Source organism: Novosphingobium sp. CECT 9465 (assembly GCF_920987055.1).
Taxonomy (GTDB): domain Bacteria; phylum Pseudomonadota; class Alphaproteobacteria; order Sphingomonadales; family Sphingomonadaceae; genus Novosphingobium.
The window spans coordinates 3195743-3208316 of the sequence record NZ_CAKLBX010000001.1 but is presented as its reverse complement, the minus strand read 5'-3'; the positions used below and the strand labels follow the sequence as shown (position 1 = coordinate 3208316).

11 protein-coding genes are annotated in these 12574 nt (G+C 57.6%); 6 read left to right on the top strand and 5 right to left on the bottom strand.

Going from position 1 to position 12574, the window contains the following annotated elements:
• The first annotated feature begins 50 nt into the window (after positions 1-50).
• A complete protein-coding gene (locus tag LUA85_RS15630; RefSeq protein WP_231471173.1) occupies positions 51-860 on the top strand; it encodes an SDR family oxidoreductase in 810 nt (269 codons plus the stop codon).
• A 60-nt stretch (positions 861-920) separates the two neighbouring features.
• Positions 921-1901, top strand: coding sequence for a nuclear transport factor 2 family protein (locus tag LUA85_RS15625; RefSeq protein ID WP_231471172.1), 981 nt, complete (start codon positions 921-923; stop codon positions 1899-1901).
• 73 nt (positions 1902-1974) lie between these two features.
• On the opposite strand, the gene LUA85_RS15620 is transcribed toward LUA85_RS15625, so the two are convergent.
• The 5 genes from LUA85_RS15620 to LUA85_RS15600 all read right to left on the bottom strand — a co-directional run bounded on the left by LUA85_RS15620 (position 1975) and on the right by LUA85_RS15600 (position 6994).
• Positions 1975-2235 (bottom strand): cytochrome C oxidase subunit IV family protein, encoded by a 261-nt coding sequence (locus LUA85_RS15620; protein ID WP_231471171.1) that lies wholly within the window; start codon positions 2233-2235, stop codon positions 1975-1977.
• A gap of 12 nt (positions 2236-2247) precedes the next feature.
• Positions 2248-2832, bottom strand: a complete 585-nt coding sequence (locus tag LUA85_RS15615) for a cytochrome c oxidase subunit 3 (RefSeq protein ID WP_231471170.1) — start codon at positions 2830-2832, stop codon at positions 2248-2250.
• Positions 2829-3422, bottom strand: a complete 594-nt coding sequence (locus LUA85_RS15610) for a hypothetical protein (RefSeq protein ID WP_231471169.1) — start codon at positions 3420-3422, stop codon at positions 2829-2831. Before LUA85_RS15610 ends, LUA85_RS15615 begins: the two co-directional genes overlap by 4 nt.
• Positions 3423-3752: 330 nt before the next feature.
• The gene (locus tag LUA85_RS15605; RefSeq protein ID WP_231471168.1) at positions 3753-6293 is read right to left on the bottom strand and encodes a TonB-dependent receptor; all 2541 of its coding nucleotides are present in this window, start codon (positions 6291-6293) and stop codon (positions 3753-3755) included.
• 542 nt (positions 6294-6835) lie between these two features.
• Positions 6836-6994 carry a hypothetical protein gene (locus LUA85_RS15600; protein ID WP_231471167.1) on the bottom strand — a complete coding sequence of 53 codons (159 nt, stop codon included), beginning with the start codon at positions 6992-6994 and terminating at the stop codon, positions 6836-6838.
• 291 nt (positions 6995-7285) lie between these two features.
• Between LUA85_RS15600 and LUA85_RS15595 the strand changes: the two genes are divergently transcribed.
• From LUA85_RS15595 to LUA85_RS15580, 4 genes are all read left to right on the top strand, one after another.
• A complete protein-coding gene (locus tag LUA85_RS15595; protein WP_231471166.1) occupies positions 7286-9940 on the top strand; it encodes a TonB-dependent receptor in 2655 nt (884 codons plus the stop codon).
• A gap of 113 nt (positions 9941-10053) precedes the next feature.
• Positions 10054-10437: a carboxymuconolactone decarboxylase family protein gene (locus tag LUA85_RS15590; protein ID WP_231471165.1), complete on the top strand. Its 384-nt coding sequence runs from the start codon at positions 10054-10056 to the stop codon at positions 10435-10437.
• 188 nt (positions 10438-10625) lie between these two features.
• Positions 10626-11027 carry a nuclear transport factor 2 family protein gene (locus LUA85_RS15585; RefSeq protein ID WP_231471164.1) on the top strand — a complete coding sequence of 134 codons (402 nt, stop codon included), beginning with the start codon at positions 10626-10628 and terminating at the stop codon, positions 11025-11027.
• Between the two features lie 148 nt (positions 11028-11175).
• Positions 11176-12453 (top strand): aromatic ring-hydroxylating dioxygenase subunit alpha, encoded by a 1278-nt coding sequence (locus LUA85_RS15580; RefSeq protein ID WP_231471163.1) that lies wholly within the window; start codon positions 11176-11178, stop codon positions 12451-12453.
• Positions 12454-12574 lie beyond the last annotated feature (121 nt).

The following is a 12574-nucleotide window of genomic DNA, read 5'->3' as shown; positions in this document are numbered from 1 at the left end:
CTCACTTTCACATTGCGCGCATCAATTTGCGCCAGCGAGAGAGAAAAAACATGGATCTGGGGATCAAGGGGAAAGTGGCGCTCGTAACGGGTGGCACGAAAGGCATGGGCCGGGTCGCAGCCGAGCGGCTGGGCGAAGAGGGTGTTCGCGTGGTGGTGGTTGCGCGAGGGCAGCAGGGCCTCGACGATACTGTCGCCACGATCACGGCCAAAGGTGGCACCGCCGTGGGCGTGTCTGCCGATCTCACCGATCTGGCCTCATACGATTTCATCGTCGCCGAAGCGACCAAGGCCTTCGCTGCGCCCGATATCGCGATCTTTACACCCGTGGCACCGCCTCCCGGCGGATTCGACGCGTTTGACGATGGCGACTTTGACGAAGCCTATGCCAATATCGTCAAGGCCTTCCGCCATTTTGCGCGGGCCGTCGTGCCTGCGATGAAAGAACGCCGCTGGGGCCGCATCGTCACGATCGGGTCGGGCGCGGCCAAATCGCCGGCGCGCGCTTCGGTGCTGAACTTCGATTATGTGCTGGCCAATGTCGTGCGGCCTGCGGGTCTCGGCCTCAGCCGCAGCCTGGCCGACGAACTTGGGCGCTTTGGCATAACGGTCAATACCGTGGCACCGGGCTTCATCGATACTGGAGAGGCCTATGGCGCGTTCTTCGAACAATGCGCCGCCGATGCCGGAATGGAATTCGAACCATTCATGGAAGCGTTTTTGCGCCGGATTCCCGCAAATCGCTTTGGCAGTCCCGAAGAAGTCGGCTCGCTGGTGGCGTTCCTGTGCTCGAAGGATGCCGGCTATATCGTCGGCCAATATATCGTCGCCGATGGTGGCTTCATGCAGGCGTACCATTGATTGCCTGCCTGTTTATTGCCTGCAAGTCTCACAATGACAGACCGTGAAAGAGAACGCACCATGAAAGCTATCAGGTTCCTGCCCATGGCGGCAGGTGCAGCCATAATTGCGGCAACGGGCGCCTCGGCGCAATCCACGCCGCAGCCCGTGTTCAACGCTCCGGCAGATGTTGCCGCGATCAAGGAAGTGGAGGAAATACTCGCGACCGAACTGGACGTGGACAAGATCCTGCCGCTTTATGCCGATGATGCCACTGTGCTCGATCTGTTTGCGCCGGGCATTTTCAAGGGCAAGGACGCCATCCGCGCCGGGTTCGCACCGCAACTGGGTGCGATCAAATCGCTGAACAAGACCACGCCCGAAATGATCGTGGCAACCAATGGCACCTTCGGCTGCGTCGCCAGCCAGGTTGCCTATCATACCGAGATGAAGGACGGCACCAAGTTTGCCATGAATGTGCGCGTGCTTGATGCGTTCAAGAAGATCAACGGCAAATGGCGCGTCGTCCAGCAACATATGTCGTTCCCGGTCGATCCTGCCACGATGAATGCACTGACTGCCGCCCCGATCCAGCCCCGCACGATTACATGGTCGGCCCAGCCACTCGCCCCGGTTTCAACCACGCCTGAAAAGGCAAAGGCCGAGATCAAGGAGTTCATGGACGTTGGCGGTGCTTCTGTCGGGCTTGAAAAGCTGATGAAGTATTATGGGCCGGGCGATGACACGCTGCTGTATGATGCGTTCAGCCCGAAGGCTTTGATCGGGAAGAAGGAAATCGCCGATTTCTACGCCCCGATCATGGGCAGCTATACCGGGATCACGCTGGAGATGCCGATGTTCGAGGTCGATTCCGATGGCTCGTTCGGGGTGCAGATCGATACGCAGGAACTGACCCTCACGATGAAGGACGGTTCGAAGCGCAATGTTGCCTTGCGGCAGAGCGATTGCATGCGACGCGTCGATGGCAAGTGGTACAGCTTCCTCGAAATGGTGTCCTACGTGACTGACGCCAAGACCATGAAGGCGCAGATCACGCACTGATCGTCGTCTTTGGCGAACAAAAAGGGGGGCATCCTGATGGATGCCCCCCTTTTTTCTCCGCCGCAGCGGCCGATCAGTATCGGAGACCGTAAAGGATCGTCAGGAGAACCCCGCCGAGGATCAAAACCCACGCAAGGAACAGCAGGCGCAAGGCAACAGGCGCCTCCCGGATCTCCATGAATTCGCGTCCGACGATAGTTGCCTTGATGAGACCGATCACGACAACGATCGCCGCGGCAAACTTCGAACCGAACAACGACGATTCAAACGACAAAATGCTGACGACGACAAGCAGGAGCCAGAACAGGGTCAGACGCTTCGAATACCAGGTCATAGCGTACCCCTTCTATCGCAGCAGGTAGATGAGCGCGAAGATCATCACCCACAGCAGGTCCACGAGGTGCCAGAACACAGCGCTCCCCTCAAGCGTGGGAAACGACCCCGTCCATCGTCCGTCCGTCTGGCAGCGCAGGGCAAGCCATGTCAGCACACCCAGTCCGATCAGTACGTGCAGCAGGTGAATCCCGGTGTACATGAAGTAGAACGTGAAGAAGCTGCTGCTGTTGAGCGTGTCACCATTGGCAATATGATGGCCCCATTCGACGGTCTTCACACCTACGAACGCCACGCCGAGCGCGAGAGCAGCCCAGATCATTCGCCGCGTGTGAGGCAGCCCCTTTCGTGCCGCAATCACCGCATGCGCGATGCACCACGAACTCGTAAGCAGAAGAACCGTGTTGGCCAGTCCCAGCCCGCGATCAAGCTTGGCCTGGGAAACCGCTATGGCAGTGCCATTGGTTGCAAATTCGACGGCATAGGTCACGAACAGTACGCCAAAAACCAGCAGGTCGCCAAATATCAGCACCCACAAGCCGACCTCTCCGGGGACATGCCCGGAGAGGTTTGAGTCTTTGCCTTCGGCAGCACTCACGGTTGATCATCCTGCAGCGCATTGCGCTTGATTGCCGAAAGCAGGACGATCTGCGTTGCGGTGATCCATACCCCGAACACAACGGCCGGAATCCAGAAGGCGGCCACGCCGTTCCAGGCGAACGGTCCAATCTTGAACAGGCCCACGACCGCGCCCGGCGCACTGAGAATTCCGACCCAGATGTTGAGGTAGCCATACCAGCGCGGCAGAATGGGGCGAGGCCGGTCATCCTGGAGAATGATCGCGCCCGTTGCCAGGTATTGCGTGGTGCCGGGAATCGCCGGGATGACCAGCAGGAACATGCCGAGATCGCTCCACATGCGGATGACTTCATCGGATGCATCGGGCCGGAACGCCGCCATGGTAAAGGCAAGGCCGCACAAGAACACCGTGACCTGGCCGTAAGTGAACACCAGCGCCGTTACGGTGGTCCACAACGGGAAACCACGCTCTATCTTCTTGAGATATAGAAGGATGATCGCGATGAACGGCCAGACGATTGCCGACGCGGTCATCAGCAGGATGCCGCCGACCAGATAACCTGTCTGGTATTCGCGAACATGCGCGGCAACATCGCTCGCTGACAACATCGGGCTGTATGGCGGAAAGATATGCATCAGCGGCCACAAGGCGATGAAGAACAATGTTCCCCATAATGGACCGGCAAAAACACTCAACTTCAAGGCACCGCTTCTCATCTCTCCAACACTCCCCTGTTTTCTCCAGAAGCCTTTGACCACGGGCAAGGCATCTGGACCGATGTTGAAAAGTGGATGACTCGATTGCGCTTGAAACATGCCGGACGACAGGGTTTGCCTGACGGATTCCGGCCGCTCCCGCCGTCCTCGCACCGATGTTTGCCGCACATGCAAAAGCGGCGGCCGCACCAAGCGACCGCCGCTTCAGCGTGTCAGATCAGATCAGAAGCTGTACTTGACCGTTGCACCGTAAGTGCGCGGGGCACCCTGGAACTGCACCGTGGCACCAAGGCCGGTATAGCTGTTGAACACGTTGGTGAAGTTCGCCTTGTTGCCGACGTTCCGGCCCCACAGCGCAACTTCGATAGCCGGGTCGTTGAACGTGTAGCTGGCCTGCAGGTTGATCAGACCATAGGCGCGCACACGCGAGGCTTCGTTCGCGATTGCCACTGCGGCTTCCTGCGCCGGATCGCCGGTCGTGAAGAAGTCGAAGTAACGCGAGCCGATGTAGGAATAGTCACCGTGCAGGACGAGCTTGCCGGTTTCCATCTCGAACGTTTGCGTGATCGAGGCGTTTGCCGTCCACTTCGGCGCCTGGGTGATCGGTTCACCCGAACGATCAACCTGGACAATCTTTCCGCCGACCAGCTGCGATTCGATACGGCTGCCCTTCACGTACGAGGCGTTAAGATAGGCAACGCTGCCGCCGATCTCAAGGCCATCCACAGGGACGACAGTACCTTCAAATTCGAAGCCATACGTCTTGGCCTTGCCAGCGTTGGTCACGAACTGGGTCAGGCGTGTAGCGCCGGCGCCATCAACAAAGGTGGTGTTGATGATGCGCTGCACGTTTGACTGCCATGCGTGGAACACGGCAAGGTTGGTACGTACGCGATTGTTGAAGAACTGGCCCTTGATGCCGCCTTCAACGTCACGCACGTCTTCCGGCTTGAACGAGCTGGAGTTTGGCGGCGGAACCGGACGCGCGTTGAAGCCGCCGGAGTTGGATGCGCCGCTGGTCTTCAGGTAAAGGAACACGTCCGGGGTCAGCTTTACGTCAACACCGGCAGTCCAGGCAGGATAGCTGAACTTTGCCGTGCCCACATCGTGGCATCCGCTGTTGGGAGCTTGCAGGCCGGTTGGCGCTGGCTTGCCCTGGTTCACGCCTGCCTGGCAGGTGATTGCCTGGCCTGGACGGGGAACATTCGGCGCGGTGCCCTGACGATCGATTTCGCGCGTGTCCCACGTGTAACGCAGACCACCGGTAAGGCGAACAGCGTCAGACACATTGTAGTAGAGCTGCGCGAACAAACCCTTCGAGGTCGAGACGAACGAACCAAAGGTGTTGTCACCACCGCTTGCAGCCGGGGAAGCATAGAAAATCTGCGACCTTGACTGTTCAGTACCAGCTTCACGGAAATAGATGCCGCCGAAAATGTACTGCAATTTTCCGACATTGCCGGAAACCTGCAGTTCTTCACTGAACTGATGCTGCTTGTAGGTGCTGATGAAGGCGCCCGCACCGGTGTTCGTGCCCAGCAGATCGAGGTTGCTGGTGGTGTTCGAATTGCGATAGCCGGTGATCGACTTGATCGTCACGTCGCCAACATCGACCGAGAGATTGCCGGTCAACGAATAGGCTTCATTGAACGTACCGCTGTCATCAATCGCAGGATCGCCCGTGAACGGCGCACCGTAGTTTACCCGCCAATCACGCGAAAGCAGCGTTGCCCGCTGTGCATCCGTCGCGAACTCCGGGTTCAGGTACTGCGTGATCGGACCGATCGGACCCTGCGAGAATCTTGCAAAAGTAGATGCAGGCACGGAAACCGTTGCCGACAACGGGATTGGTGTCGAACCCGGAATAGCGCCAGAGCGCACACCCTGCGAAATGCCGTAGAAGCTGGCGTTCGGACCTGCCGGATTGATGGCCGCAACGGCAACCGGGTTGCCGGTGTCGCGATAGTTCATGTAGTCGCCCGACAGGTTCAGCGTCAGCGGAACCGAGCTTGGCGCCCACTTGAGCGAGCCACGAGCATAGTATTCGCCCTTGATCCCGCCATTGGCTTCGCCGGTCGAGAGGTTGGGATAATAACCATCGCGGTCATTGTAACGGCCCGCAACGCGAACGCCCAGTTCGTCGGTCAGCGGCAGGTTCAGAACACCTTCGGTTACCTTCTGCGAATAGTTGCCGAAGCCAACCTTGAGGTAGCCTTCGGTAATATCGAGCTGGGGCTGCATCGTGGTGAGGTTGAGCGCACCACCGGTCGTGTTGCGACCGAACAGCGTACCCTGCGGGCCGCGCAGCACTTCCGCGCCGGACGCATCGAGGAAACCAAGGTTGCCGACGATCGGACGTGCGACGTAGACACCGTCGATATAGATGCCGACCGCCGCGTCAGAATAGGAATTCGGGCTGTTCTGTGCCTGGCCGCGAATGGCGAGATAGACGATCGTGGCAGGACCGGTGCCGCCGGTGCCGATCGAAAGGCTTGGTGCAGTGCGCGCAAGGTCGGTAACCTGCAGCACCTGGCGTTCCTGAAGGGTTTCCGCGTTAAGTGCAGTAACCGCGACAGGCACGGTCTGGATGTTTTCACTGGTACGACGTGCGGTCACGACGATGTCAGCAAGGCCGCCGGTCGATTCTTCGGCCTGCTGCGCGCCATCCTGCGCGGTCTGCGCATGCGCAGCGCTGGTCATCGCAAACGCCACAACCGGTGCAACGGTTGCGAGCAGAATACGATTGTATGCTGAATTCCTCATCACGGTAGTCTCCCTTCCCTAAGCGCGGACATCGATGTGCCCGGCAGTTTTTGCGTGGCGACTGGACCACGTTCATTTCAGACGCTTCAAGCCAGTCTGGCCACTTCCAAAGCAAGAATGCTTATGGCGCGGACTCTAATGGAACGTGTCACCACAAGGCATTCCCAACTCTGTAGCCATCCTGCCATAGACCGTCGCGAAACAGCAATTTCATTCGCTTGGCGGAAAATACATTTTTGCTGGCGCTGAGCGACGGCGATGAATCTGCTGCACTCGACGATGGTGAGGGTTCAAGCTAACCATCTGTTATCCAAATAAGTTCGTGTCGAATGCGCAGGTGTGACTATACTATTTATCAGTATGAAGCTGCGGGACTTCGAGCACACCGCCACCTGCATAACAGGCATCATGCACGGTCTCGAATCGACCTCAGGCGGCCAGTCTGAAGCGTTGAGTGTTGCTGCTATGTCACACTTGGTCTGTGGGGGTGACCGGCGCTGCATATCTGTGCCGGATGTGTCACAGGGCATGCTTTCCACGGATCAGCTTCTGGCCGGGCGAAATCGCGCAACCACTCCCCCCTCATCGTTAATGATTTCTGCGCGCGCGCCTTCGCCGGGTTTGATCGCCGCGCTGACGGCGCGTTCAATGCGTTGAAGGATATTGCGGAAATCTGGATCGGAGGCCTGCCAATCGGTCATTCCTTTTCTTTTGCATGGCGCGCTACACAAATTTCGCAGCTGTGACCGCCCGCCATTTGCTCTTGGGATAATCATGCACAATTTTGCGGAATGCATATTCGCCTGCCAGGGGATAGGCCTCACACGCCTGATATTTTGCCTAGATTGCAAGGCAACGGAGCGCTGAGCGGCAAGAAAAGTCGGCAGGCGATGAGGGAGATCTGAATAAGCGTCCGATCAGGCAGGCGCCTTGTCGCCAGTTGGCCCAATTCCATTGAAAAATCGACAGAACCATAATTGGTGAGGAATGCCATGAAAGCTTTTCGAATAAAGCTGCATCTGCTTGCTTGTGCAGCAAATGTAGTGTGCCTTTCAGCAGGTGTGCATGCGCAGGAAACAACGTCTGCACAAGCGGTGGACCTGCCCGAAACAGCCATTACCGATATCGTGGTTACCGCGCGTCGCCGCGCTGAAAGCCAGCAGTCGGTTCCGGTGGCCATTACGGCTGTAACTGAGCAGATGTTGCGCGAAAAAGCCATCGCCACCCCCTATGATCTGACAAATTCCACGCCGGGCATCGCTGCAACTGCAGGCAGTGCGCAGCGCAACGATGTGCTCTACTTCATCCGTGGCCAGGGAGCCACGTTCGGCAGTTCGCCATCGGTGGTCACGTATTTTGCCGACGTGCCGCAGCAGACCAACTCTGCCAGCGGCGGTTCGAATATCACTTTCTATGATCTGGGTTCGGTCCAGGTCCTGAAAGGTCCGCAAGGAACGCTTTTCGGACGGTCCACCACCGCCGGTGCGGTGCTGTTGACGCCCAAGGCGCCTTCTGGCGATTTCGATGGTTTCGTCGAGGCCAATCTTGGCAATTACAATCTGCGGGAGTTCACGGGGGCGGTGAACGTGCCGATCGTGGATGACCGGATTGCGCTTAGAGTTGCGGCCAATTACAGCTATCATGATGGCTATGCCCGCAGCAATACGACGGGCCAGGATCTTGATGATCGCAACCGTTCATCATACCGAATTTCGCTGCTTGTGCGGCCGACGGACTGGTTTTCAAATACCGCGATTTTCACTGACAACAACATTACGGAAAATGGCACGGCAGCCGTCCTTGGAAATTACGAGCCGAATGGCCTTGCCCGGCTCGTGGTCGACCCTCGCATTCCCGGCGGGTCTACCGTCACGGGTTCGTTGCTCGATACGCGTCCCGGCGGCATTCTGGGATTGACCACGCAGGACCCTGCACAAGCCGGGGGACTGGGCTTCATTTCAGTGGCCGGCCTGTGCGGCCAGATTACTGCTGCGGGCAGCGCTGCCTTTGCCAATTGTCTTAACTCCCGCCTTGCGCTGATCAACAATGTCCGTGCCAGCCTTGACAGCGAAGCTGCGCGCCTTGCCGCGGGCGGAAGCGTGCGTGAACTTGCCACCACGCGCGACAACTTCCTGCATTCGCACGTCCAGCAGTTCATCAACACCACGCAGATAGATTTCGGCAGACTGGGCTTTCTGGGCGAAACGTCGTTCAAGAACATCTTCTCGGCCACGCGGAACCTGCAATCCACTGCGATCCGTGAAATTCAGGGCGGGGTAGGCAGTGGCGTGGTCTATAACGTCCTGAACGTGACCAATCCGAACTGCGTCGGATTTACCTGCACCGGCCCTGCCCAGATCGACGACTATGGCGGTGGCAAAAACAAGTGGGGCGATGTCTATTCCGAAGAGGCCCAGTTTTCGGGCCAGATCAATGACAAGCACGACTGGATGATAGGCTACTTCACCGAAGTGGCCAAGACCAACCAGTACAACAACAATCCTGCGGTGTTCCAGACTCTGGGAGGTGCGTTCACCGTTCCATCGGGATTGCCCGGAATTTCAACGGGCTATAATCGTGATTACCGGAAATCGCAGACCGGCTTCTTCGGACAGGCCACGATCGATTTTGCTGACTTCGGCCTTGAAAATGTGCGCTTTACCGGGGGATACCGTCATTCGATCGTAAAGGCGCGGCTTCTGGCCGTGAATGCCCGGATTATTCCCACCACCGGAATTCAGCCGGTTCCGGGCGACAACGGCATTCCTGCCAATCTCAAGCAGACGGCAGACAGCTATACCCTCTCGCTCGACTGGAAAATCCAACCCGGAATTCTGGTGTACGGCACCACGCGCAAGGGCTTCAAGGAGGGCGGAATCAACATTCAGTCGATTGTTCCTGCCAGCAACGGAGTCGCTGCCGCAGTTCCTTACTATGGTCCCGAAACGGTTACCGACTACGAACTGGGCCTGAAGGCGGACTATGAACTGGGCGCCGTTGGCATGCGTACGAATCTGGCCGTGTTCCAGGCGGATTACGGCGGGTTGCAACGCGCTTCCTCGTTCTTCAACGGCCAGACGACGTCGAACCAGATCATCAATGCTGCCAAACTTCGTTCGCGCGGCATTGAAATCGAACAAGTCATCCGCCTTTCGTCAGATTTTACGGTGAATGCGAATTACGCATTTCTCGATTCGAAATTCCTGAGCTTTCCAGGGGTGGTGGTTCGTCCGTCCGATGGCGCGGTCATCGACCGGATCAACACGGCAATATCGGGTGCGCCGCGGCACAAGTTCGACGTTGCAGCGCGTTATGCCTACGATGCGGGTGATACCGGGGAATTCGTGTTGAGCGGCAATGTTTCCTACCAGAGCCGCTACGCGCATTCGGATGACTCCGTCTTCGCGCTCTCCGCAGAAGATCAGGCACCTTATGCAATCGGCAATCTGCGGCTCGATTGGAACAACCTGATGGGCAACCCGGTCGATCTTTCGATCTACGCCAAGAACGTGTTCAACAAGACGTTTGTCATCGGATCTGGCAATCTCATCAGTTCGCAATTGGGGACCACCACCTACATCTACGGCGATCCGCGCGTGGTCGGGGTGCAGCTTCGCGCACGGTTTGGCCGATCGGGAGAGCGCTAGGGCCAGGGCGGCGGTCTTCACGGCGCCGATCACTTTTATGAATTGGCAAAGAGGCGGGTATCCGGCACGGATGCTCCGCCTCTTTCCATATGAATTTGAAGGGAGATCTTAAAATGACCGATAAATGGGCCAAGGGTATCGAAGTGTTTGATGCCGTTTATGGCAAGGGTTCTTCGAGCATGGTCGAAGCCGCTCCGCGTTCGGACTACCTGAACGAAACGGTCGAGCACCTGTTCGGCGACATCTGGGGCGCCAACGCTCTTTCCATTCGCGACAAGCGGCTGATGGTCATCGGTGCGACGACGATGCTGGGGCGGGCGGATCTGCTTGAAATCCAGATTGCGGGCGCGATCGTAAACGGTGAAATCACCGATGAGCAGTTCGAAGAAATGAAGATGCTGATGCTGTTTTATGCCGGAGCGGGCAATACCACCGCGCTGGTTCGCGGGATCGATGCTGCGCGCAAGCGTGCAGCGGATCTTGCAGCAGCAAATTGATGCTGGCCGGTCAAACCGTTGCGGCATGGTGCGCATCGGTTTGACCGGAATTTGTGCTTTTCGGTTTATATCGCCAAAATTGCTGCACACATCGGCGCAGTTGCAAGACCTGCCCTGTGGCAGGTGCTGTTTTGTCAAAATAACAGGACGGTGGCGTCAGTAATAAAGATTTACAGTGGAGATGACAGGTGGCGGTCGATCGTGAAGTGGCCATGCGCCTCGCCAATTTCTGGGCGACGGTTTCAGAAGAACACAACGTCGAGAAATTCCAGACCGTGCTCCATCCAGATTTCGTGATGTGGTACAATTTCGATCCGCAGGACCGGACGCGCGCCGAATTCGTCGAAACACTGAAAGCGGCTCACGCGATGTTCCAGGACCAGAAAAACGAGGACGCGCGGATCACCATCACCGAAGACGGTTTCGTGCTTCAGGCAACGATGACCGGCATTCTGGATGACAAGGCGATTTCGTCGCCCTATTGCTTCATCGCACAGATCAAGGACGACCTGATCATTCGCGGCGACGAGTATTTCGATACCGCGCAGCTGACCAAAAAGGCTGGCCGACCGGGTGAAGGCATGATCTAAAAGAGTGTGTTGGACTGCGCGTCAACGCTGAGGGTTGGGAAAAACCTTGCGGAGGCTCTATAGGCTCCATGCACAAAGAAGGGGCCAGCCTGGAACGCATACACCTGATTAGGTGCGTGAAACCGGTGGCGAACCGAGGAGAGAAATCATGGGAATGGAACAGCCTGTTCTTCGGTCGTTCGATCTTGGCACCGGCCCGCTGACGCCCGACGCCTTCATCATGGAAACCGGGCAGGTCGACCTTTCGGTTTATACCTCGCAGGAACGGTTCGAGGCGGAGAGGGAAATTTTCGGCCGGGTTTGGCTCAATGTCGCGGAAACCGCTGAAATTCCCAATCCGGGCGATTGGGTGGTTCGCGATGTCAAGGTCCGCTCGTCCTCGATCATTCTTGTGCGCGGCAAGGACATGGAAATCCGTGCGTTCCACAACATCTGTTCGCATCGTGGCATGAAGCTGGTGTGGGACGACAAGGGGCGCGGTGGCAGGTTTTCATGCCCCTATCATGCATGGATGTTCGATTCCGCAGGCGATCTCGTCAACATTCCCGATGAAGGTTGCTTCCCCCACGTCGACAAGAAGGCCAGCGGCCTTTCCCCGGTGCGGTGCGAAACGTGGGAAGGCATGATCTTCATCAACCTTGATGCGCAGGGCACGCAACCGCTGATGGAGTTTCTCGGCCCGTTGACCGAACGGCTGAAGAATGTGCCCTTCGGCAGCTATCCTTATACCGCGCGTGTCGGATCGATGATCGATGCCAACTGGAAGCTGGCGATCGAAGCCCAGTGCGAAGCCTATCATGTCCGTGCGCTGCATTCCCGCACCGTGTCGAAGATGCTGTCTTCCAAGGAAAATCCTTACGTTCATCCGCTCCATGTCGAATTTCTCGGCGCGCATCGCATGAACTCGGTTCCGCGCAATCCCGATTATGAACTGTCACCTGAAAAACTGGTGCAGGCGTTTTCGTTCATGAACGCGCAGCAGATGGTGATCGCCGATACCGGCGCGCAGGAAAAGCCGGAAGAAACCTTTGCCGGGCACAATGATGTCAATCCCATCAGGTCAAACCTGTGGGGCAATGACCAGTATGTGCTCTATCCGCATTTCATCTTCCACCTTTCGCTGGGTGGCTGGTGGCTGCACCGCTTCTGGCCGATTGCTGCGGACAAGTGCTATTGGGAAGCGGTCTACCACTTCGAACAGCCGCAAAGCCTGCGCAACCAGTTCGCCGTGCAATATTCGCTGGCGCTGAACCGCGACACGCTGATGGAAGATAACCTTGCCCTGGTGCAGCAACAGGAAGTGATGCAGAGCGGCGCGAAGAAAATCGTACAGTTCGGCGAACAGGAAGCGCTTTGCAAGCATCTTGCCGCAGTGTCCGAAGCCGCAGCAAACGACGCCGAAGCAGCCCGGATCGCTGCCGAATAGAGTGTTTGCAACCCGGTGTCGGGTGCAGTTTTTCCAGACAGGCCAGACCAACGATAGGCGTGCCTGCCCTCGCAACGGGGCAGGCACACTTGCATTGGCAGTGCACAAACTGCGGACGGGG

What these genes read in the sequence shown, in the direction of transcription:
- LUA85_RS15630 (WP_231471173.1), top strand. Translation starts at nt 51, where the DNA reads ATGGATCTGGGGATCAAGGGGAAAGTGGCGCTCGTAACGGGTGGCACG.
- LUA85_RS15625 (WP_231471172.1), top strand. Translation starts at nt 921, where the DNA reads ATGAAAGCTATCAGGTTCCTGCCCATGGCGGCAGGTGCAGCCATAATT.
- LUA85_RS15620 (WP_231471171.1), bottom strand. Translation starts at nt 2,235, where the DNA reads ATGACCTGGTATTCGAAGCGTCTGACCCTGTTCTGGCTCCTGCTTGTC.
- LUA85_RS15610 (WP_231471169.1), bottom strand. Translation starts at nt 3,422, where the DNA reads ATGTTGTCAGCGAGCGATGTTGCCGCGCATGTTCGCGAATACCAGACA.
- LUA85_RS15605 (WP_231471168.1), bottom strand. Translation starts at nt 6,293, where the DNA reads ATGAGGAATTCAGCATACAATCGTATTCTGCTCGCAACCGTTGCACCG.
- LUA85_RS15600 (WP_231471167.1), bottom strand. Translation starts at nt 6,994, where the DNA reads ATGACCGATTGGCAGGCCTCCGATCCAGATTTCCGCAATATCCTTCAA.
- LUA85_RS15595 (WP_231471166.1), top strand. Translation starts at nt 7,286, where the DNA reads ATGAAAGCTTTTCGAATAAAGCTGCATCTGCTTGCTTGTGCAGCAAAT.
- LUA85_RS15590 (WP_231471165.1), top strand. Translation starts at nt 10,054, where the DNA reads ATGACCGATAAATGGGCCAAGGGTATCGAAGTGTTTGATGCCGTTTAT.
- LUA85_RS15580 (WP_231471163.1), top strand. Translation starts at nt 11,176, where the DNA reads ATGGGAATGGAACAGCCTGTTCTTCGGTCGTTCGATCTTGGCACCGGC.